Consider the following 22,495-nt stretch of genomic DNA (forward strand, 5'->3'; position numbering starts at 1 on the left):
AATTATTTCAACAACCTGCTTGTTTTAAGCTTTTACTACTATTACATATAAAGCTCCATATTGTTCCAAGCATACAAATTAAAATAATACAAAAACTTACTAAAAACTGCTTTATAGATAATCTCTCCATACTATTGATAAAATAATAAATTAGTTCTCCAGCCAAGCATACAATAATAACTAAAAAACATATTTCTATAGTATACCAAAAGAAAACCTGTCTATTTTTTAATCCACATAAACGAAAAATGTAAAATTCTCTTTCCCTCTGATTAAAAAAGTAATATGCAATTCTCATATTATTGACCATACAAATAATAGCAAGCAAAATTAAAAACACATTATTTTTAAAAAAAAATATATAAGAAGGCATTTCTAGCTGGTCTTGATTCCAATCCTTTTTCTTATATTCTTTTTCTATTTCTTCTTGCAAATTTAATATTTCATCTTTCTTAATTCCATCGCAATATTTACACGAAACAATACACTCCTGTTTATTAAACAATAAATTTTCTTGCAACATAGAAAAAAAGTCTAAATTAGAAATGATTATATCCTCTTCAAAATCACCTTCTATATTTTTACACTTATATTTTTTTTCTCCAATTTTTATCCAATTTTCTTCTCCAAATAGAAAATTTTTAGTTTTTAAACAAGTGTTCAACGGAATTTTCAAAAGTTCTCTTTTCTCTGTTCTCACGTAACTTCCAACCGTTATACTTTGTTGTTTAAACTTCAAAAAAATTGTCAGCTTTATCTCTTCTAAGCCTTCTTTTTCCTCTAAATCTTTAACAAATTTATGCAATTGTTGAAACGAGGAAATATGAAATTCAGATGTATAATTTTTCAAAATTTCTTGTTGATATTGTTCTAGATAATAAAAATAATCATTCGTAGATAAACTTAAAAGTAAGAAACAAAATAATAAATTACAAATACATAAAATAAGTGCTGTTTTTTCTTCTTTTATAAAAGAAAAAAGTGCCGTTTTATGTAGTTTTTCCAATGACATATTGCTACTCCCCTGCCAATCATTTTTTCATATATACAATACTTAGTATAATTATACTTTTTATACATGTCAATAAATTATATTTTTTATATTTAAACCCTTGCTTTGCATCTTTTAAAAGCTCTGCCCAATAAACATTGACCAGAGCTTTTATTCTTCTATATTTCTTTCACCCCATACACCGCATTTTCCTTCAACTGTTCTTCAATCCTAAGCAACCGATTATATTTTGCAACTCTCTCCCCCCTGCTTGGTGCTCCGGTCTTTATCTGACCGGTTCCAAATGCAACTGCTAAGTCTGCGATTGTCGTATCCTCTGTTTCCCCAGACCGATGAGAAATAATAGTTCGAAATCCTGCCCGTTGTGCCATTTTTACCGCCTCTATCGTTTCTGATACTGTTCCTATCTGATTTGGTTTTATTAATATAGCATTCCCGCATTTTTCTCTGATTCCTTTTTCCAAACGTTTTGTATTTGTAACAAACAAATCATCGCCAACCAGCTGAATCTTTTTACCCAATTTCTCTGTTATCGCAATCCAGCCCTCCCAGTCTTCTTCATCAAGAGGGTCTTCTATAGAGCAAATTGGATATTTATCACACAGCATTTCCCAATGCTCAATTAATTGATACGAAGTCACATCTTTTCCACTCTTAGGAAGATGGTACTGCCCTTTTTCTTTTCCTTTCCATTCGCTTGAAGCTGCATCTAATGCAAGTAAAAAATCTTTTTTTGGCTCATAACCGGCTTTCTCAACTGCAGCTAATATAAATTGAATTGCTTCTTCATCACTTGTTAAATTTGGTGCAAAGCCTCCTTCATCACCAACAGAAGTAGCGAGTCCTTTTTCTTTCAGTAATAATTGCAAACTATGAAATACTTCCGAAGAAGCACGCAAAGCCTCCTTAAAATCACTTGCTCCAACCGGCATAATCATAAATTCCTGCACATCTACTGTATTTGAGGCGTGCGCACCTCCATTCAATATATTCATCATAGGTATTGGTAATATATTAGCAGAAATTCCCCCTAAAAATTGATAAAACGGCATATGATAACTCTTCGCTGCTGCCTTTGCACATGCAATTGATACAGCTAAAATTGCATTGGCACCTAATTTAGATTTGTCATCTGTTCCGTCCTCTTTTTTCATTGCCTCATCAATTTTATAAATATCATTTACATTCATTCCAACAATCGTTTCCCGAATTTTCGTATTTACTGAATTAACTGCCTTTTTGACTCCTTTTCCTCCATATCGTTTTGCTTCCTTATCTCTTAATTCTACTGCCTCAAAAATACCTGTAGATGCTCCACTTGGTGCCATACCTCTTCCGGTAACACCATTTTCTAATAAAACTTCTGCCTCGACGGTTGGATTCCCTCTGGAATCTAAAATTTCTCTCCCAATAACCTGTTTTACATTGAACTGCTTCATATTTTTCTTTCTCCTCGCTAATTCTTTCAACATTTTTATTTTACTTTATCCATAGTATAACGAAATTATGGAATTATATTCCTAATGAATAGGTTTTATGTACCAACGCATATTATTTTATAAGTCTATATTTATAAATAGGAGATGAATATGAAAAAAAATACTATAAAAACAATGTTAAATGGTCTTATTGTCGGAAGTACAATGTTAGTGCCGGGAGTTAGTGGCGGTTCCATGGCAATGCTGCTTGGCATCTATGACAGGTTAGTCCATTCTATCAGTTCTTTTACTAAGGATATGAAAGAAAATTTTCTATTTCTAGTATTATTCTCTATTGGAGGATTGCTCGGTATGATTTTATTTGCTTCCCCGCTTCTTCGGCTAATTGAGCTTTATACCATTCCTATGCTCTATCTTTTTATTGGTATTGTTGCAGGCGGAGTTCCAATGATGTATGAAAAATCCGGTGTTAAAAAAATTGATTTAGACTCTTTTTTGTATTTTATGCTTGGTTTCGTATCAATTTTTTTAGTTTCTGCATTACCATCTGACCTTTTTCCAAAACAAACCAATTTAAGCGGAATCGGACTTGTTTTTTTAATTATGGCAGGCTTTACTGCAGCAATTGCTCTTGTTCTCCCCGGAATCAGTGTTTCTTATATGCTGCTCCTTATGGGAATCTATGAAGAAACAATGAAAGCAGTAAGCAGACTTTACCTTCCTTATCTGATTCCATTAGGAATTGGTGTTTTTCTTGGTATTATATTGACAACCAAACTTTTGGAACAGGCAATGCAGCAGCATCCAAAAGCTACCTATCTTGTTATACTCGGTTTCGTCATCGGTTCAATTGCAGAAGTATTTCCAGGCATTCCAACAAGATCAGAACTGCTTATCTGTTTTCTTACTCTGATTGCCGGTTTCCTATGTATCCACTTTATCAGTAAACTCCAGAAAATATAAATTCTCTTTTTTTTCGATATTGCATATAAATAATATAAAGATAAAAAGGAAATTTATATTATGCAAACTCAAGAATTTATACCAATATATGGAACAATTCAATCCATTCAGCCTGTAAGGAGTGAATGTTGTCAACATAATCTTACAGTTCGTACTCGTGAAGGAATTGTAAATGTTATTGTTGGTGCGGAAACCTATGTAATCAAGGACATTTCTCTTCGTGTTGGTATGTCAATTGCTGCCTTTTATGATGCAAATGTTCCAGTTCCACTCATCTTTCCTCCACAATACCGGGCTGTGGCAATTGGTCGCCAGGTGTTAAATGAAACAATTGTAATGAACTTCTTTGACAACAACTTGGTTTCAGCCGATAACTCTCTTAAATTGAACATTGCACGCTCCACAAGAATTATCGCATCAAATGGTCAGCCATTCACGTGCAATATCAGAAACCGTGTCCTAATTGTTTTTTATCAGACTTCAACCAGAAGTATTCCTGCACAGACAACGCCAAGTAAAATTATTGTTATGTGCTGACCTGCAGCAATTGATTTACTACAAATCCCTTTTTTTGTATAGTTTTCCTCTTTTTTTCTATACTAATATTAGAATTAAACCATTTATCAATTGTCATACAAAGAAAGGATACATTATGAAAATAAAAAATAATAAGGCAACACCAAAAAAAGAAACAAAAAAACAACAAGATATTTCATCGTTAAAAATAACTTCCATTTATGATGATGATAACATCCCTGAAATTGATACAAATACTTTTACCCCAGACGAGGTACCTCGTAGGGATGGACCAGGTGGTGAATAAACAGTTGAAAAGCTATGTTCGTTCTTCCATATTGGGATTTTTCTTTACGTTTATTGTGGGAACATTACTCCATTTTGCTTATGATTTCTCTGGACAAAATTTTTTTATTTCTCTAATTGCACCTATTAATGAGTCAGTATGGGAACATTTGAAGTTATTATTTTTTCCAGTCCTTCTTTATACGTTTGGAGAATTATTAAGTAAGAATGAAGCTCCTTCTTCCTTATTTACAGCAAATATGATTGGAGTAGTGATCGGAATGTTTACTATTCCAATTCTATTTTATAGTTACACTTTTTTACTTGATACAAATTATCTATGGCTTGATATCACTATCTTCATCATAGGTATTATTGTCACATTTCTAGTCAGAAATTATTTACTAAAAAATCAAAAATTAGATGTTAATTCAAATTTTTACGGCTGTCTATTATTTTTTTTGATTATCGTGCTTTTCTTTTCATTTACTGTAAACCCACCTGAATTGGGAATTTTTATTGATTATTCTGCAAAATAAGGAGCCATTGTACTTTTTGATTCTGGTATCATAAAATAGTACAATGGCTCCTTATCTTTCCTGGCTACCTTTTCTGGTTAATTGGCTGTATTCCTTCTTTTCTTACGTTATGAGTCTGATTTTGGTTCTCAACCTTCACTTTTTGAGTAGCACTATTAAACATTTCATTTTCTTTTTTACGTTGTATTTTTTCTTCTTTTTTCATTTTTATGCCCATTCATATCGCAAGCCTGCTTACGATACTGCCCAGATTCATTTATTAAAAGCAAGGGCAGCTAGATATTTTCCTTTCTTTTCATTATCGCTTTCACTCGTTGCAGCCTGTCATCTGGCTGCAACAAATAAATATGAAACCTTTTACCTTACGATAGTAGTATGGGCTTATTTCAATCCTATTATGCAAAAAGCTGAATTCTGTCCTATTTAGAATTCAGCTTTTCGATTATTCCCATTTTCTTGTTGTTCAAACAATTCTTTAATATTACTATTCCTCTTCTGCATCAATTTCTCCGCTTGCAATAATTGCCGCTGAAGCAGACGTAATAACAGTGACAATAGCTGCTACAACACAGATAAATATAATTGCTGCTAAAAAGATAAACATAAAATCAGTCCCTTCTTTCTACCACGATGATGTTTTCTTCCTATCTGAGTTTGATTATAACATATTTCAAAAAAAAATAAAACAACTACTTTTCTCTTATTTTATACCATATGCGACGAAACGATTCCCATGCATCTGCCTCCAATGGACTTTTCGAAACCGATTGGCTGCAAAAAAAATCCGAATCCACCGTTCTCCGTAAATTTTAATCTCTCCATTTTTTGAGAAGAACGGGAATATAATTCTATTAAAAATCACTCTGACAAAAGCTTTCTCATATCTATCACATACAATGAAAATGCCACCTTTTTTTAATACACGATATGCCTCTGCAAATACTTTTTCTGGCTGCTCATAATAATTAATACCGGAAACACATAAAACAACGTCAAATTGTTTTTTCTCATAAGGAAGTTTTTCTGCATCACCCTCTATAATCTGAGCACTATTTATATTTTTTGATTTTGCCAATTTTACCATTTTAGAAGATATATCAGTTCCATATAATATAATACTTTGATTATCTTCTCTAATCTGTTGTAACAGTTCACCTGTTCCGCACCCTATATCAAGTAAATTCTCAACATTTCTCTTTTTTAGTATTTTCCGAATAACTGGATAAAATGTTTTTTTCATCTTAGTCAATCCCTCTTTTACAGACTATATTTTTACAGTCTACACTGTTTACTGTATAAAATTATCCCAACGCAACATCTAAAATCATCATCAATACAAAACCAATTGCAACCCCAATTGTTCCTATATTCGAGTGTTCTCCCTCTTGAGCTTCTGGAATTAGCTCTTCGACAACGACGTAAATCATTGCCCCTGCCGCAAATGCCAAAAGATATGGAAGAACAGGAACAATTAACCCCGTTAATAAAATGGTTATAACTCCTGCAATTGGCTCAACAATACCAGACAATGTACCATATCCAAAAGCTTTCGCCTTTGACAGTCCTTGGCTTTTCAATGGCATAGAAATAATTGCACCTTCCGGGAAGTTCTGAATCGCAATTCCAATTGACAATGCAAAAGCTCCGGTAGCAGAAATTAGTACATTATCCGTTACCAATCCTGCAAACACAACGCCTACCGCCATACCTTCCGGGATATTGTGTAATGTAACCGCCAAGACAAGCATCGTAGATTTTTTTAAGCTTGTCTTTACCCCTTCCGGTTTCTCATTATCCAAATGTAAATGTGGAATTACACTATCTAATATCAATAAAAATAAGATTCCCAATAAAAAACCAACTGCCGCCGGAATCCAGGCAATCATACCTGCCTCTTTCGCCATATCAATTGCCGGCATTAATAACGACCAGATTGAAGCTGCAATCATAACTCCTGACGCAAATCCAAGTAACGCTTTTTGAAGTTTTACATTCATCTCACGTCTTAAAAAAAAGACCATTCCCGAACCCAAAGTTGTTCCAATAAATGGTATCAGCAACCCTAATATTATATTTTTTTCCATTTATATAATCCGCCTTTCTTCTTCACTATATAGTTTATTCATTTATAAATCTTTTATTTCATTACATCAACTTGGAATAGACTTTCCATTTGGCGAATGACTCGGACGCCGTAAAAATTCATTCAGCCGTTCTATAATTCGGTCGGAAGCAATATGCTCTAAAAGATGAGCATCCTCGTGTGCTTCTTTCAATGTATATCCTAAATACTCTGTTAAAAAGACCTCCCATATTCTATGAGCACGGATAATTTTCATACACCATTCTTTCCCTTTATCCGTCAGCATTGACCCTTTATAAGGTACATATTCAATCAACGCTTCTTGTTTTAATTTTCCAATCATTTCTGTCACAGAAGCTGGTGACACCGACAATTTCATTGCAATTGTCTTATTGGAAACCAACCGGTGCTCTCCACCTTCTTGATATATTATCTTTAAATAGTCCTCTTTACTTGCAGTCAATGCTCTCACCTCTTTTTTAGGCATGCCTAATTTTGTTTTTATTTTATAATGCAAGATAAGAAATTGCAAGTAAAATTTTATTAATTTTTCAAATAAATTAATATGACCACCTTTTAGTTTTATAGGAGACGAAGTTTCCTATAAAGTAAAAAAACGACTCAATATATACAAATGAGCCGCCTTTTATAGTCTATAACCAAATGGATATAGATACATATTTACTTGACAAAAATATTATAGCATAATTTTTTACAATTTCATAGAGCATTTTCTTGCTTCTATCCAATTTATCTCCCTATAACCTATGAAATACAACACCTTAACAAAATCTTAATCGCAAAGTACAATATCTAAAAAAGCCGGACTATCCTCAAATCCATAATCATTAGCACACAACCATCCGATTTTCCCATTTGTACTTTTAAATTTCACAAAGACCTTTTCTTTTGAATAATAAATACTAACCGGTCTTACCTTTTCGCCTTTTTTTAGAGTAAAAGCAGTACCCTTAGACTTATCAGGCTCCTTATAAAAAGTTACTTTTTTAGCTACTGTAAGCTGATTATCTCTATTATAGATTTTATGAATCGAATAAGTATTTGTTTTCACGCGACTTACTTTCCCATTTTTTAGTTGATAAGGAATAATATCAAAATGATTTCCAATCAGACAATCAACAAAAAAAGCTCTGTCTACCATTATATAAAATTTTCCATTTCCGTCTGCTTTATTCAAAATCCCTGATGTAAGATGAAAGTGCTCACCAAGCTCTTTATAACCTAAACTGTATACCTTCTTCATTTTTCCTTCCTTGTATTGATACAATGCAGAAAAAATAACATCCTCTGAGCTTCCCATACTATACACCCAGATATCCATAACCCCATCTTTCGTGTCAATATCCGTAATCTGCATATGCGGATCATACGCATCATAAAGTCCTTTCACGGTTGTCTTTATTTTTCCATTGATAATAATTTTATAGGTAGAAATATCATTCTTATTCGTTTCCAATTTATAGGAAACTGCCTCCTTTTGTCCATCTTGATCTAAGTCAATCTTGTAGGTTTTGTTTTCCTTTAAATTGTGTATCTTACTGGCAGCCAGTGACAACTCTGATTTTATTCCCATAACTGTTACCGTGGTCACTGCCACACAAAGTGCAAACTTTATGAAACGATTACTTTTCATCCTCACTTACCTTCCTTTTTATTTAATTGCATGATTGCTTTTTCTTATAATATCTGTATAGCAGTTCCATCATAACAATGATAATATACGAACACTTTTCCTGCCATATATATAGTATAACTCAAAAATCTAATGCTGTACACAATTTTATAGGCATCCTAAAAGAAACTGAAATATTGAAACATTGAAAAATTCTGTAGACTTCTCGTAGACTTTAATCATAATTTGACACGTTTCAATATTTCCAGCAAAAGAAAAGAGGACTCTCAAATTTTATTGAAAGTCCTCAAACACTTCATTTTATAGGATTTTAATTAGAACTTACCAGCCTTCGCTGCTTCCTCAATAGAAACAGCCACAGCAACTGTAGCACCAACCATTGGATTATTTCCCATACCGATCAATCCCATCATTTCAACATGTGCTGGTACAGAAGAAGAACCTGCGAACTGTGCATCACTGTGCATACGTCCCATTGTATCTGTCATTCCGTAGGAAGCTGGTCCGGCTGCCATGTTATCTGGGTGAAGAGTACGTCCTGTACCACCACCGGAAGCAACTGAGAAATATTTCTTTCCCTGCTCGATACATTCTTTCTTATATGTACCTGCAACTGGATGTTGGAAACGTGTTGGGTTTGTGGAGTTACCTGTGATTGATACATCAACTCCTTCTTTATGCATGATTGCAACACCTTCTCTTACATCATTGGCACCATAGCAGTTTACTTTTGCACGAAGACCATTGGAATAAGATTTACGGAATACTTCTTTTACTTCACCTGTATAGTAATCCATTTCTGTTTCAACAAATGTAAATCCGTTGATTCTGGAAATAATCTGGGCAGCATCTTTTCCAAGACCGTTTAAAATAACGCGTAATGGTTTTTTACGAACTTTATTTGCTTTTTCAGCAATACCGATTGCACCTTCTGCAGCTGCGAAGGATTCATGACCTGCCAAGAAAGCAAAACATTCTGTATCTTCTTCTAATAACATTTTTCCTAAATTACCATGTCCTAATCCTACCTTACGCTGATCAGCAACAGAACCAGGAATACAAAAAGCCTGAAGTCCTTCTCCAATTGCTGCAGCAGCATCAGCAGCTCTCGTACAACCCTTTTTGATAGCAATTGCAGCACCTACTGTGTAAGCCCAGCATGCATTTTCAAAACAGATAGGTTGAATTTTCTTTACTTGGTCATATACATTAAGACCGGCATCTTTTGTAATTTTTTCAGCTTCTTCAATGGAAGCAATGCCGTATTCATTTAATACTTTATTGATTTTATCAATTCTTCTTTCATAAGATTCAAATAATGCCATGATTTCGCTACCTCCTCAATTATTCTGCACGTGGATCGATGATTTTAACTGCATCGTCAACTCGTCCGTATTGTCCTTTTGCTTTTTCCCAAGCTTCGTTTGGTTCATCACCTTTTTTAATGAAGTCTGTAAATTTGCCAAGGCTTACGAATTGGTATCCGATAATCTGGTCTTCTTCATCTAAAGCGATTCCTGTTACATAACCTTCTGCCATTTCAAGGTAACGAGGACCTTTTTTCAAAGTTCCGTACATCGTACCAACCTGAGAACGAAGTCCTTTTCCTAAATCTTCAAGACCTGCTCCAATTGGAAGTCCATCTTCGGAGAAAGCAGACTGTGTTCTTCCGTAAACAATCTGTAAGAATAATTCTCTCATAGCTGTGTTTATAGCATCACATACTAAGTCTGTATTTAATGCTTCAAGGAGTGTTCTTCCCGGTAAAATTTCTGAAGCCATAGCAGCAGAGTGTGTCATACCTGAACAACCAATCGTCTCAACCAAAGCTTCCTGGATAATACCATCTTTTACATTTAAAGTAAGCTTACAGGCACCCTGTTGTGGTGCACACCAGCCTACACCGTGTGTTAAACCGGAAATATCCTTCACTTCTTTGGCTTTTACCCATTTTGCTTCTTCAGGGATTGGAGCAGCACCATGGTTAACGCCTTGTGCTACTGGACACATCATTTCTACTTCATGTGAATAAATCATGTTATAACTCCTTTCAATATACATTCTACTTTGTATTATTTTTAACAATACTCGTTTGAAATTAGAGCCCAAACAGTTTGGACTCTTCCTTATTCTCTCACAAAATGACAAAATAGTCTATAGATATTTGCAATTTTCTTTTATTTTTTTTCATCCTGTTTAAGAACAACTTCACCTTGTTTCTTATAAATACTATTACTTTCTACCATTCCACGCACCATAGACAATGGATAAATATTCGTATTTTTACCAATTATTGTTCCTGGATTTAATACACTTCCACATCCAACTTCTACATTATCACCTAGGATTGCTCCCATTTTCTTTAAACCGGTTTCAATTTTTTGACCTTGATAAGAAATTGTTACTAACGTTTTATCGGATTTCACATTAGAAGTAATCGAACCCGCACCCATATGGGATTTATATCCTAATATCGAATCTCCGACGTAATTATAATGAGGAACCTGTACTTTGTTAAATAAAATAACATTTTTTAACTCTGTCGAGTTTCCAACAACTGCTCCCTCTCCAACAATCGCATTGCCACGGATAAACGCACAATGTCTGACCTCTGCATCTTTCCCGATAATCGCCGGACCATTTATATACGCACTTTCATATACATGTGCCGATTTTGCAATCCAGATATTGTCACCACGTTTTTCGTATTCCTCCTCTGAAAGTGTATTCCCCAATTTAATAATAAATTCACTTATTTTAGGAAGAACTTCCCACGGATAAGTTATATCCGTAAAAATATCTTTTGCAATTGTTTCTTCTAAATTAAAAAGATTCTTTATTTCCATTTTTTCATATGACATTTTTTAATTCTCCTCTTTTCTTAATTTTTTCTATTTCTTTATCGAATTGACATAATATAAATTTGGCAAGGATTCCATTCATTTCGCTCCAATCCTATTTATAATAAGTTGCAGACTGATCAAACAGTTTCCTTAACTCATATTGATTTGCAAGCCCTTTTACTCCCTGTGTCCATTGACTTACAAATCGATTCAGCTTTTGCATGTATTCTTCTTCCGTAATCTGACCTTCTGCTACATAATTAAGTCCTTTTTCCCAGCTTGCAGTAAGCTCTGGATTAAGAAGAGAACGAATCGACAAGTTTACAACATGATAAATCAATTCTCCCTGTAAAGTCGGAGTAATAATCTGTGTCTTTTTATTTAATTTTAAATATTCAATCCGAACAAGCTTATTCAAAATCTCAGCACGAGTTGCACTTGTACCAATTCCACTTCCCTTTATTTGTGCTCGAAGCTCTTCATCTTCAATCAATTGACCTGCATTTTCCATTGCAAGAATCATAGAGCCGGAATTATAGCGTTTTGGAGGAGAAGTTTCTCCTTCTTTTATCGCAAATGCTTCTACCGGAAGTTCCATTCCCTTTTTTAAGCCTGCTATTACCCTGATTAAACCTTCATCTAATTTATTGCCATCATCTGTATCCCTTTCCTCTTTTTCTTGCTGTATTATGCCATTAGCACTATTTTTCTTTGAAAAAGAATATCCCATGACAGATAAATACCCCTGCTCCGTCATAACACGAAATGAGGAAAAAAACTTTTCAATTCCGACCTTAGTCGTAAGACTTGTTTTTTGATAGACTGCAGGGGGGTAAAAAATACTCAAAAATCTTCTCACAATTGCTTCATATACCTTTTTTGCTGTCGGTGTTAATGAATTTAGTGCACCAAGTCCCTGCCCTGTTGGTATAATTGCATAGTGGTCTGTAATCTGCTTATCATTCACATATTTTGTCTTTGCAATTCCTTGGTAGCTCTTATTTTCCAGTATTACAGACGCATACTCTTTTCCATACTGGTAATTACAGAGTCCTCTAATATTTTTATAAATCTCCTTGCTTACAGCTGTTGATAATACCCTTGCATCCGTTCTTGGATATGTAACTAATTTTTTTTCATACAATTCCTGCGTGATTTTTAGCGTTTCATCCGGACTAATCTTAAATAATTTAGAACAGACATTTTGAAGTTCTGCAAGATTAAATAAAAGTGGAGGCTGTTTTTTTTCCTTTTTTCGTTCTATCGCTTCTACTATTGCTGTTACCGGTTTTGTTTCTTCCAAATGAGAAATGAGTTCTTTTGCTGATTCTTTTTTCTTAAATCCATTTTCTTTATACAAAAGCGGAGAGCCAAAGTAAGAAGAACCTTCCACAGCTCTCCACTCGCCCTCTATCTTCTTTTCTAAAAAGGTCATTGTACTTAATACCCTGTAAAACGGCGTTTTGACAAAATCCCGTATCTCCTGTTCTCTCCTTACTACCATTCCAAGAACACAGGTCATAACACGCCCAACGGAAATCGAACTCCATTTTTTATTCTGCAAATAATTGTTGACCGTCTGACCATATTTTAAAGATAAGACACGGGAAAAATTAATGCCCATTAAATAATCTTCTTTTGCCCGAAGATAAGCAGACGAAGAAAGATTATCATACTCAGATAATAATTTTGCCTCTTTAATCCCTCTAAGTATCTCTTCCTCCGTCTGTGAATCAATCCACACTCTTCGTTTTTCTTTTGTATCCGGTACCTTTGCCATCTGGTCAACAAGACGATAAATGTATTCTCCCTCACGCCCAGAGTCGGTACAAACATAAATAACACCAACATCTTCTCTCGTAAGAAGTGCAGAAACTGTATCAAATTGTTTCTTTACACTTGGAATAACCTCATATAAAAATGAATCCGGTAAAAACGGAAGGGTGTCCAGTGCCCACTTTTTGTAGACAGAGTCATAAACCTCCGGGTAGCTCATTGTAACCAAATGTCCAACACACCAAGTCACAATCGCCTCTTCCGATTCAATATACCCATCTCTTTTTTTACCATTTATTTTTAATGCTTTGGCAAATTCCTGTGCCACACTTGGTTTTTCTGAAATATATAATGCCTTTTTACTCACAATCTAGCAATCCTTTTTCTCTACATACTTTTTTAAAACGGAGGAACCAAAAATCGTTCCAACAATTAAAACGGATGCAACACAACAATATTTAACAATTTTAGTTACATCAACACTTACAAACACTTTGCTTTCTTCTTCCATATGATTTTTACATCCTCTCATGTTCTCCACCAATTCCTTTCTATTGTTGTTAAATGACAAAACTAATATCCTAATTCTTCCCCAACCAATATAACCTTAATACGATTTGGCGTTCTTGATTTTCTTGTAACCACAAGTTCACAACACATACAACCAGAAGACAAGCAGTTATGACAATGCCCTGTCGACGCACATGGTGTCTTCGTGTTAAGGCGTACACCATTGATTGGTGCTGCAGTATTTTGTATTCTTTTTACTGCAGTTTCCACATCTGGTACAATCTTATTCATTCCTGCGACAATAACTACATGTTCAGGTCCATAAATAAGACAGGCAACACGATTCCCATTGCCATCAATATTGACTAACTCTCCATCTAATGTAATCGCATTTGAACTCATAAAATAATAATCGCAGGTTGCAATATTACGATATAATTCTTTTTCCTCTTCTTTGGTTTCTGCTGTTTTTCTATCATATAAAGTATACTCTGGATTTCCTATTATTTCAAACAGTCCTATCTCTTTCAAAGTTTCAGAACCACCCCATGAAATAGAACATTTTGGAGGCAAACTACTTTTTATTATTTCCAATGCTTCTTCTTTACTGTCACAATAACATCCATCAATTCCTCTTTCATGAAACTTCTCAATCACAGAATCTGCTAAATTCTTATAGGTTTGTTTTTTTGGATTCATATTAGTCCTCCCTTTCTCGCTCTGTTAACTTTCATTGGTTATTTTCCTGTTGTTTAGTATAACATATTGCAAAATAAGATGCAATGAAACGAAATGGAATTGCACAACTGACACATAGATAAAATAATTGGTAATAAAGATGGCGGTATTGCATCTTTTTTGTTTTCATGCAACACCGCCATCCACATCATATTAAGATTTTATACTTTCGTTATTGAGCTATCAGAAACCCCATAACAGTTACACTTACCAAATATAATGTCATCCAGAGCCGAACTGGTACCAAAACTAATTTCCTACGACGTTTTGTACTTGGAGTATCCTCCATTACCTCACCACGCTCTTCTTCTTTCTGAACAATAAATGTCATAAAATATCCAAGTACCAGCCAAAAAATAGCAACCATAAAAGTAATATCAAACAGCATAGTACGTTCAAACATCGAGTAAAGACAATATGATGCGACTATTGCCAGTGAACAAATGAAAAACTTTCGTTCTGATTCATTTAAACGGTCAATTTCCAACATATTTTTCCATACCTTCTTTACTACATTCATTGTAAATCCTGCAAATATACTAAATCCTAACAAGCCACAGGATAATAGAATTGTCAGATATCCATTATGCAAATCAAAGTAACGGAAACCCTCCGGCAGATAACGTTCACCATATTCCACTATGTTTTCTTTTCCAATCCCTAAGACTGGCTTCATTCGAAGTAAGGTAAAAGCTTTTTGGAATGAATCGAAACGACCACTTGAAAGGTCCGCTCTTTCTCCTCTACCAAGTTCAATTTCTGTTCCCTCTTCTACTTCAACCGGAGTATACGCCATTGGTTCACCCGGCGTCGTTTCGGTAGAATGTACTGCATTAATAAAGGCAGCCATCGCTGTCTGACTCATTCCTCGTATCACAAGTGATAATACAACTGCAACCATACAAAATAATAAAACCTTTAAAATATGTTTTATTTTCTTTGCTTCTTCAATACTTTTTCCTTTGAATAGCAAAATTACTCCCACATAAGTAACAACAAATAGCAACGAGGCATTTGAATCAGATAGGAATATCGTAGTAATATGCAATACCCATCCTGCCTTTATAAGTTTATGAGAAACTAAATCTGTTCCATCTGAATTTTTTTCAGAGTAAATCATATGGGAACATACAATCCCTGCTACACTGCAAAATGCTGCAATATTAGGATGTGTATAAACACCTGTAAAACGATTTTTAAATAGACCAACAACATATCCGAAAGCTTCGATTCGAACAAAAATTAAAAATAAAACAAGTCCAATTGCTGCAAAAGCCATTGATAATATCGTAATCCATTTAAATATTATTAACATTTCTTCTCGAATTGCTTCTTTATCTTCTTGTGCATGCATACCATACAACAGAATGAAACATATTGTCACATGGTACATCATCAGCATATTCATACCAAAATTATCTTGAATATAAAGAATTGAAGTTATGATTCCACTCCCAACAAATAGCACTAACCAGATTAAATAGCGTATACTTTTTATTCCTGTTTGTTCTTGAAAACGGTTTTTGATAAGGAACACTGCCCATACCATACAAATTCCTGTTATAACCTGAAATCCATGTTCAAAAAAGCATAGAGAAGTCAAAAACAAACTTAACATATAAAAAATACGAAACGCTTTTTCATCCAGAAAATGATTTTGCACTTTTTCTTTTATTACGTTCATGTTTTCATGCTCCTTTTCTTCTACGATTGACGATTATACCTCGAAAACAAAAGAATTTCAATCTTTATTTTCATATTTTTATTACATTTTCTTTACTTTTCCTTAAAAATTGTAAGAAAAATATCTTTGAAAAAAACAAAAAAAAGTGTTATACTATTGCATTAGAAAATCTGACGTATATAATATCTATGAATAACATAGTTAAGGAGACTTTAAAATGGAACACATATTTCATATAATAACAGTAGCTTTTTCTGTTTTTATAATGGCCTGTTTTTTCTATCAGGGAATTTATGTTGTTATCGGATTACTATTTAAACCTAAAAAGTTTGAAGCATCCAAGCAACATCGTTACGCTGTTTTAATATCGGCGAGAAATGAAAGCACTGTTATTGCACATTTAATTCATAGCATCAAAACACAAACATATCCTGGGGAGTTAGTCGATGTATTCGTAGTTGCCGACAACTGCACCGATAATACTGCTGAGATTTCGAGAGAGGCAGGTGCAATTGTATATGAACGCTTTAATAAAAGTTTAGTTGGCAAAGGCTATGCCCTTCATTATTTACTAGAGCTTATTGATAAAGATTATGGTATTTCAAATTATGACGGATACTTCGTTTTTGATGCGGATAACGTTTTAGAAAAAGATTATATTGAACAAATGAATAAGGTATTTGATAATGGTTATCGGATTGTAACAAGTTATCGAAACTCTAAGAACTTCGGTTCTAACTGGATTAGTTCCGGTTATGCCTTATGGTTCCTTCGTGAAGCCAAATTTGTAAATAATGCCAGAATGTTGTTAGGTGTAAGCTGTGCCGTATCCGGAACAGGCTTTTTGATTCACAGTGATATTATAAAAGAAAACAATGGTTGGAATTATTATCTATTAACAGAAGATATTCAGTTCTCTGTAGATAATATATTAAAAGGTGAAAAAATTGGTTACTGCGGTGATGCCATTTTTTATGATGAGCAGCCTGTTACCTTTAAAGATTCTTGGAATCAACGGCTCCGATGGTCAAGAGGATTTTACCAGGTATTTTTCCGTTATGGAAAGCAGTTGGCAGAGCGGGCATTTTTTAAATTCGATTTTTCCTGTTATGACATGTTTATCACTTTAGTTCCAGGAATTGGTTTGTCCATTATTTCAGGAATATTAGGAGGAATTTCCCTTCTGTCAGGTGTACTTAATTACAGGATAATTTTAATGCTTATATCAAAAGCATTACTTTCCTCTCTATCAAGTATATATTTAACTTTCTTTTTACTTGGTCTGATTACATTGATTACAGAATGGAAACGAATTTGCTGTAAACCGGGTAAAAAAGTATTTTACTTATTTACATTCCCGATTTTTATGTTTACTTATATCCCAATTTCATTTGTGGCTTTATTCCATAATCCACAGTGGAAACCGATTCTTCATTCTGTTTCTATAACAACGCAGGAAATACATGAGTTATAACTCTAATATACCAGGTAAAAGAATCCTCAATAATTCGTATCCTATTATAGCAACAAAAACTATAAAAGAGATATTAACTATTGAGGATTCTTTTTTCTTTTACAACTTTTCTAACTTATCAGCATCAAACCTCATCGATAGATTTTCCAATATCCGAACGACAATATTTATTTTCAAACTTAACCCAGTTTACTGCTTCATATGCATTATTTCTAGCTTCATGCAAGTTTTTTCCTTTTGCTGTAATTCCTAAAACACGACCACCATTTGTCACAATTCCCTCTTGTGTCTTTTTTGTTCCTGCATGGAATACATAGTAGCTTTCTTTTTCATCAAATTGCTCCAAACCATGAATTACTTTCCCTTTTTCATATCTTTCTGGATAACCATCTGACGCTAAAATAACACATACAGCTGCATTTTCTTCAAATTCCAGCTGAATTTCCTCTAACTTACCAGCAATGCAGGCATTGACTACATCTATAATATCATTTTTCATTCTTGGCAGAACTACTTGTGCCTCCGGGTCACCAAAACGTGCGTTGTATTCTAAAACTTTTGGACCATTTTTTGTAAGTATTAGTCCCAAAAACATAATACCGACAAAATCTCTTCCTTCCGCCTTCATCGCATCCATAGAAGGCTGATATACATATTTTTCACAAAAGCTCTTTACCTCTTCTGTATAAAACGGACTTGGTGAAAATGTACCCATACCTCCGGTGTTAAGCCCTTTATCTCCATCTTTTGCTCTTTTATGGTCTTGGGCACTTGTCATTGGTAAAATATGTGTTCCATCACAAAAGCAAAGAACCGATACTTCTCTGCCTTCTAAAAATTCCTCAATTACAATTCGGTCGCCAGCAGTTCCAAACTGCTTGTCCAACATAAGTGTTTTAACCCCATCCATCGCTTCTTCTTTTGTCTTACAGATTAATACACCTTTTCCTAATGCAAGGCCATCTGCTTTTAATACAATCGGATACTTACTTGTTTCTAAATATTCAATTGCTTCCTTCGGAGAATCAAATGTTTCATAAGCAGCGGTAGGAATCTTATATTTTTTCATCAAATCTTTCGAAAATGCCTTAGACCCTTCCAGGATTGCAGCATTTTTCCTTGGTCCAAAAATCCGCAGTCCTCTTTGTTCAAATACATCTACAATTCCTGCAACAAGCGGATCATCCATTCCAACAATTGTCAAATCAATTTGCTTTTCTTCTGCAAAATCTGCTAATGTTTCCAACTCCATTGCAGAAATTGGTACACATTCCGCTAATGTTTCAATTCCCGCATTTCCCGGAGCACAATAAATTTTATCAACTTTTGGGCTTTGCGATACAGACCATGCAATTGCATGTTCTCTTCCTCCGCCACCGACAATTAATACTTTCATCTTGTTCCCTCACTCTTTCTCATATCTGCTACAGCATTTTTCATTCACATAGAAATAAACTCCAAATCAGCTTACTTTCTTTTCACAATACCATCACAAACTGTAACTTCATTATTGGCAATCAACCGAATAGCTTCCGGAAGTATCACCCATTCTGCCTGTTCCATCACACGTTTTTGCAAACGTTCCGGTGTATCTCCTTCTTCTACTTCAACACTTTTTTGTAATATAATTGGTCCTGTATCCGTTCCTTCATCAACAAAATGAACCGTTGCTCCGGTAATCTTTACACCACGCTTCAATACACCTTCATGAACATTCAAACCATAATATCCTTTTCCACAAAAGGATGGTATTAGCGATGGATGTATATTAATAATCCTGTTTCGATATTCTTTTATAATACATTCCGGCACAACAACCAGATATCCCGCTAATACAATTAAATCTGCCTCATATCCTTGAATTGTCTTTAAGAGTTCCTGATTAAACTCTTCTCTTCTGCTATATTGCTTTGGAGAAACACACTCCGCTTTTATTCCGTGTTTTCTCGCCCGATCAAGTGCATAAGCATTCAAATTATTGCTGATTACTGCCTCTATCTTTGCATTTTCAATTGTTCCATCTTCGATTCTATCAATAATCGCCTGAAGGTTGGTGCCGCCTCCAGAAACCAATACAACTATTTTTAACATAAAGTTACTCCTTTATCCTGTGCCTTTATTTCACCAATCACATAAGCCTGTTCCCCTGCTTCTTCTAGTAATTGAATTGTTTTTTCTGCATCAGATGGAGCAACCGCAACAACCATGCCAATCCCCATATTGTAAGTATTGTACATCATTTTCTCTTCAATCTGTCCTTCTCTTGCAAGCATTTTGAAAATTGGAGGAACCGAATAACTGTCTTTTTTTATGACAGCATGCATACCTTCCGGAAGCATTCTAGGTACATTTTCATAAAATCCGCCACCCGTAATATGACTGCATGCTTTTACCTTTACCCCACCTGTTTTTAAAGAGCGAAGTGCTTTTACGTAAATCTTCGTAGGTGTAAGCAATGCTTCTCCAAGTGTCATTCCTAATTCTTCATGATATTGATTTAATACAGCTTTCTTAATATCAAACACTTTCCGCACTAAAGAATAACCATTACTATGAATTCCGGAAGAGGCAATTCCTATTAATACATCGTTTTCTTTTAAATCTTTTCCTGTAATTAAGTCTTTTTCATCAACCACACCAACTGCAAAACCCGCCAAATCATATTCACCAATTGGATAAAATCCCGGCATTTCAGCTGTTTCTCCTCCAATTAATGCTGCATTTGCCTGCTTACATCCCTCTGCAACACCAGATACGATTGTTGCAATTTTTTCTGGAACATTTTTACCACATGCTATATAATCAAGGAAAAATAATGGTTCACCACCAGCGCAGGCAATGTCATTTACACACATTGCAACACAATCAATTCCGATTGTATCATGTTTATCTAACTCAAATGCTAATTTTAATTTTGTGCCAACACCATCTGTACCAGATACTAAAGTAGGATTCTCCATGTCCTTAAACGCTTTCATCGAAAAAGCTCCTGAAAATCCCCCGATATTTGTTAAAACTTCACTTCTCATTGTTTCTTTGATGTGTTTTTTCATAAGCTCTACTGATTTATAACCTGCTTCAATATCTACGCCTGCATTTTTGTAATCCATTTTTTTATCCTCCTAAAAATCTGAACTTATTGTTTTCAATGTCATCATTGTATCACAATCACAAGCCATTTGTCCTATGTTTTCGCTTATTAATTTCTTATGTTAGTAATTAGATATACTAATAAATATAGTTCCCTATAATAAAGAAATGCCTGCCATTTATCCTCTGTTTGAGAATAAACAACAAGCATATTGTTAATTTTTTTACATACAGCGTTCTCCAGCAATCTGCACTTTTACAAGATTGGAATTTCCTGAAATTCCAACAGGAACACCTGCTGTTATAACCGTTAAGTCGCCTTCTTTTACTAAATCACGTTCCAATGCTGCTTTTACTGCATGATCAAATAATTCAAATGTATCTTCCTCTTCACGGATATGAATCGGATACACTCCCCATGACAGATTCAATTGTCTGCAAACCTGAGGATGAGTTGCACATCCTAAAATTGGACAAGCCGGACGGAACTTGCTTATTTTTCTTGCAGTTCTTCCAGACTTTGTAACTGTTATAATTGCAGCCGCATTTAAATCATGGGCTGTTGTGCAGGTCGCATGGGAAATTGCCTCAGTTACATCTGGATTCGGTCTTAAGCCCATCGAACGAAATCTCTTTTTAAAGTCAATATCCTCTTCTGTTCGTTTTGCAATACGTGCCATTGTCTGTAATGCCTGCACCGGATACTTACCTGCAGCAGTTTCACCTGAAAGCATAATCGCACTTGTACCATCATAAATTGCATTAGCAACATCCGTTGTTTCTGCTCTTGTCGGTCTTGGATTTTTAATCATAGAATCTAACATCTGCGTTGCAGTAATAACCGGCTTACCAGCTTTATATACTTTCTTGATAATCATTTTCTGAATAACAGGTACCTCTTCTCCCGGTATTTCAACGCCCATATCTCCACGGGCAATCATAATTCCGTCTGCTGCTTCAATAATTTCATCAATGTTATCGACACCCTGCATATTTTCAATCTTTGCAATAATCTGAACAAACTCACCATTATTTTCTTTTAAAATTTTACGGACCTGTCTGATATCGTCTGCACATCTTGCAAAAGAAGCAGCAATAAAATCAAAACCATTTTTGGCACCGAATATAATATCTTCTCTGTCTTTTTCACTTATAAATGGCATAGATAAATTAGAGCCTGGTAAATTAACTCCCTTATTATCTGATATCACACCTTCGTTTTTCACCTCACAGATAACTTTCGTATCATCTTTTTCAATAACCGTCATCTCAACTAATCCGTCATCTATTAAAACAGTAGAACCAATCTCCACATCCAGTGGAAGACTTTTATACGTAACAGATACTGTATCCTGTGTACCTTCTATTTCTTCTGTAGTCAAAGTAAACTTCTGTCCCTGTGTTAAAGAAATCTTTCCTTCTTTAAATTTTTTAATTCGAATTTCCGGTCCTTTCGTATCAAGTAAAGTTGCAACAGGAAGATCAAGTTCATTTCGAAGTCTTTTAATCATTTTAAACCGTTGCATATGTTCTTCATAATCAGCATGTGAAAAATTAAAACGGGCAACATTCATTCCTGACAGCATAAGCTGCCTCATAATTTCTTCATTATCCGTTGATGGTCCAAGCGTACATATAATCTTAGTCTTTCTCATAGTTACCTCCGTTTATCAAAATGTTTCTTTACTTATATAATACTATACTACAATAAAATGCTCTGCAAATCTATATTTTTTTTAAATCCTTTTTATTTTCACCATTTCTTAACACAGTGTTTCCATATTTTGGTTTTCCTATGCAAATATATTACAAAATATATCACATTTTTTTATAACACATAAAAGTATTATACAAAACAAATCAGGAACTGTACAAAAAATTCCCTTTTT

22 protein-coding genes and 1 pseudogene are annotated in these 22,495 nt (G+C 34.4%); 5 read left to right on the forward strand and 18 right to left on the reverse strand.

What is annotated here, in order from left to right:
• Positions 1-7 precede the first annotated feature (7 nt).
• Both FYJ58_RS00695 and eno read right to left on the reverse strand, forming a co-directional pair.
• Complete coding sequence (locus tag FYJ58_RS00695; RefSeq protein WP_154515738.1) at positions 8-1,012, reverse strand: ABC transporter permease family protein; 1,005 nt, start codon at positions 1,010-1,012, stop codon at positions 8-10.
• Positions 1,013-1,170: 158 nt separating this feature from the next.
• The gene (gene eno / locus FYJ58_RS00700) at positions 1,171-2,451 is read right to left on the reverse strand and encodes a phosphopyruvate hydratase (protein ID WP_235912517.1); all 1,281 of its coding nucleotides are present in this window, start codon (positions 2,449-2,451) and stop codon (positions 1,171-1,173) included.
• 150 nt (positions 2,452-2,601) lie between these two features.
• Here eno and FYJ58_RS00705 point away from each other — a divergent pair, with 150 nt between their 5' ends.
• The 4 genes from FYJ58_RS00705 (at position 2,602) to FYJ58_RS00720 (ending at position 4,754) form a co-directional block, all read left to right on the forward strand.
• On the forward strand, positions 2,602-3,414 hold the full coding sequence (locus tag FYJ58_RS00705) for a DUF368 domain-containing protein (RefSeq protein ID WP_235912518.1): 813 nt from the start codon (positions 2,602-2,604) through the stop codon (positions 3,412-3,414).
• 60 nt (positions 3,415-3,474) lie between these two features.
• Entirely contained in the window at positions 3,475-3,951 is a 477-nt protein-coding gene (locus FYJ58_RS00710) for a hypothetical protein (protein ID WP_154515747.1), read from the forward strand.
• Positions 3,952-4,066: 115 nt separating this feature from the next.
• Positions 4,067-4,237, forward strand: coding sequence for a hypothetical protein (locus FYJ58_RS00715; protein ID WP_154515750.1), 171 nt, complete (start codon positions 4,067-4,069; stop codon positions 4,235-4,237).
• A gap of 4 nt (positions 4,238-4,241) precedes the next feature.
• Complete coding sequence (locus tag FYJ58_RS00720; protein WP_154515753.1) at positions 4,242-4,754, forward strand: DUF6512 family protein; 513 nt, start codon at positions 4,242-4,244, stop codon at positions 4,752-4,754.
• Positions 4,755-4,818: 64 nt separating this feature from the next.
• Here FYJ58_RS00720 and FYJ58_RS14685 read toward each other — a convergent pair whose 3' ends face one another.
• The 12 genes from FYJ58_RS14685 to FYJ58_RS00775 form a co-directional block, all read right to left on the reverse strand.
• Positions 4,819-4,971, reverse strand: a complete 153-nt coding sequence (locus tag FYJ58_RS14685) for a hypothetical protein (RefSeq protein WP_205839117.1) — start codon at positions 4,969-4,971, stop codon at positions 4,819-4,821.
• 483 nt (positions 4,972-5,454) lie between these two features.
• A complete protein-coding gene (locus FYJ58_RS00725; RefSeq protein ID WP_154515756.1) occupies positions 5,455-5,994 on the reverse strand; it encodes a class I SAM-dependent methyltransferase in 540 nt (179 codons plus the stop codon).
• A 61-nt stretch (positions 5,995-6,055) separates the two neighbouring features.
• Positions 6,056-6,838, reverse strand: a complete 783-nt coding sequence (locus FYJ58_RS00730; RefSeq protein ID WP_154515759.1) for a ZIP family metal transporter — start codon at positions 6,836-6,838, stop codon at positions 6,056-6,058.
• A gap of 66 nt (positions 6,839-6,904) precedes the next feature.
• Positions 6,905-7,300: a metal-dependent transcriptional regulator gene (locus FYJ58_RS00735; protein ID WP_205839118.1), complete on the reverse strand. Its 396-nt coding sequence runs from the start codon at positions 7,298-7,300 to the stop codon at positions 6,905-6,907.
• A gap of 330 nt (positions 7,301-7,630) precedes the next feature.
• The gene (locus FYJ58_RS00740; RefSeq protein ID WP_154515765.1) at positions 7,631-8,491 is read right to left on the reverse strand and encodes a hypothetical protein; all 861 of its coding nucleotides are present in this window, start codon (positions 8,489-8,491) and stop codon (positions 7,631-7,633) included.
• 314 nt (positions 8,492-8,805) lie between these two features.
• Positions 8,806-9,816, reverse strand: a complete 1,011-nt coding sequence (locus FYJ58_RS00745; protein ID WP_154515768.1) for a GGGtGRT protein — start codon at positions 9,814-9,816, stop codon at positions 8,806-8,808.
• Between the two features lie 19 nt (positions 9,817-9,835).
• Positions 9,836-10,528, reverse strand: a complete 693-nt coding sequence (locus tag FYJ58_RS00750) for an iron-sulfur cluster assembly scaffold protein (RefSeq protein ID WP_154515772.1) — start codon at positions 10,526-10,528, stop codon at positions 9,836-9,838.
• Between the two features lie 140 nt (positions 10,529-10,668).
• Complete coding sequence (locus tag FYJ58_RS00755) at positions 10,669-11,352, reverse strand: acyltransferase (RefSeq protein ID WP_154515775.1); 684 nt, start codon at positions 11,350-11,352, stop codon at positions 10,669-10,671.
• Between the two features lie 94 nt (positions 11,353-11,446).
• Positions 11,447-13,477 carry a DNA topoisomerase gene (locus FYJ58_RS00760; protein ID WP_328597764.1) on the reverse strand — a complete coding sequence of 677 codons (2,031 nt, stop codon included), beginning with the start codon at positions 13,475-13,477 and terminating at the stop codon, positions 11,447-11,449.
• 3 nt (positions 13,478-13,480) lie between these two features.
• Positions 13,481-13,642 (reverse strand): hypothetical protein, encoded by a 162-nt coding sequence (locus tag FYJ58_RS00765; RefSeq protein ID WP_154515778.1) that lies wholly within the window; start codon positions 13,640-13,642, stop codon positions 13,481-13,483.
• 41 nt (positions 13,643-13,683) lie between these two features.
• Positions 13,684-14,319, reverse strand: coding sequence for a lactate utilization protein (locus FYJ58_RS00770; RefSeq protein WP_154515781.1), 636 nt, complete (start codon positions 14,317-14,319; stop codon positions 13,684-13,686).
• A gap of 211 nt (positions 14,320-14,530) precedes the next feature.
• Positions 14,531-16,042: an O-antigen ligase family protein gene (locus FYJ58_RS00775; RefSeq protein ID WP_154515784.1), complete on the reverse strand. Its 1,512-nt coding sequence runs from the start codon at positions 16,040-16,042 to the stop codon at positions 14,531-14,533.
• A gap of 217 nt (positions 16,043-16,259) precedes the next feature.
• Between FYJ58_RS00775 and FYJ58_RS00780 the strand changes: the two genes are divergently transcribed.
• Complete coding sequence (locus FYJ58_RS00780; protein WP_154515787.1) at positions 16,260-17,516, forward strand: glycosyltransferase family 2 protein; 1,257 nt, start codon at positions 16,260-16,262, stop codon at positions 17,514-17,516.
• A 124-nt stretch (positions 17,517-17,640) separates the two neighbouring features.
• Here FYJ58_RS00780 and purD read toward each other — a convergent pair whose 3' ends face one another.
• The 4 genes and pseudogenes from purD to pyk all read right to left on the reverse strand — a co-directional run.
• Positions 17,641-18,912 carry a phosphoribosylamine--glycine ligase gene (gene purD / locus FYJ58_RS00785; RefSeq protein ID WP_154515790.1) on the reverse strand — a complete coding sequence of 424 codons (1,272 nt, stop codon included), beginning with the start codon at positions 18,910-18,912 and terminating at the stop codon, positions 17,641-17,643.
• A gap of 71 nt (positions 18,913-18,983) precedes the next feature.
• Positions 18,984-19,607, reverse strand: a complete 624-nt coding sequence (purN, locus tag FYJ58_RS00790; RefSeq protein ID WP_154515793.1) for a phosphoribosylglycinamide formyltransferase — start codon at positions 19,605-19,607, stop codon at positions 18,984-18,986.
• Positions 19,601-20,626, reverse strand: coding sequence for a phosphoribosylformylglycinamidine cyclo-ligase (gene purM, locus FYJ58_RS00795; RefSeq protein WP_154515796.1), 1,026 nt, complete (start codon positions 20,624-20,626; stop codon positions 19,601-19,603). The genes purN and purM overlap by 7 nt, the downstream gene beginning before the upstream one ends.
• Before the next feature lie 219 nt (positions 20,627-20,845).
• A pseudogene (pyk, locus tag FYJ58_RS00800) lies at positions 20,846-22,261 on the reverse strand (pyruvate kinase); the annotation flags it as partial.
• Between the last annotated feature and the right edge of the window lie 234 nt (positions 22,262-22,495).

The organism is Velocimicrobium porci, assembly GCF_009696045.1.
Lineage (GTDB): Bacteria > Bacillota > Clostridia > Lachnospirales > Lachnospiraceae > Velocimicrobium > Velocimicrobium porci.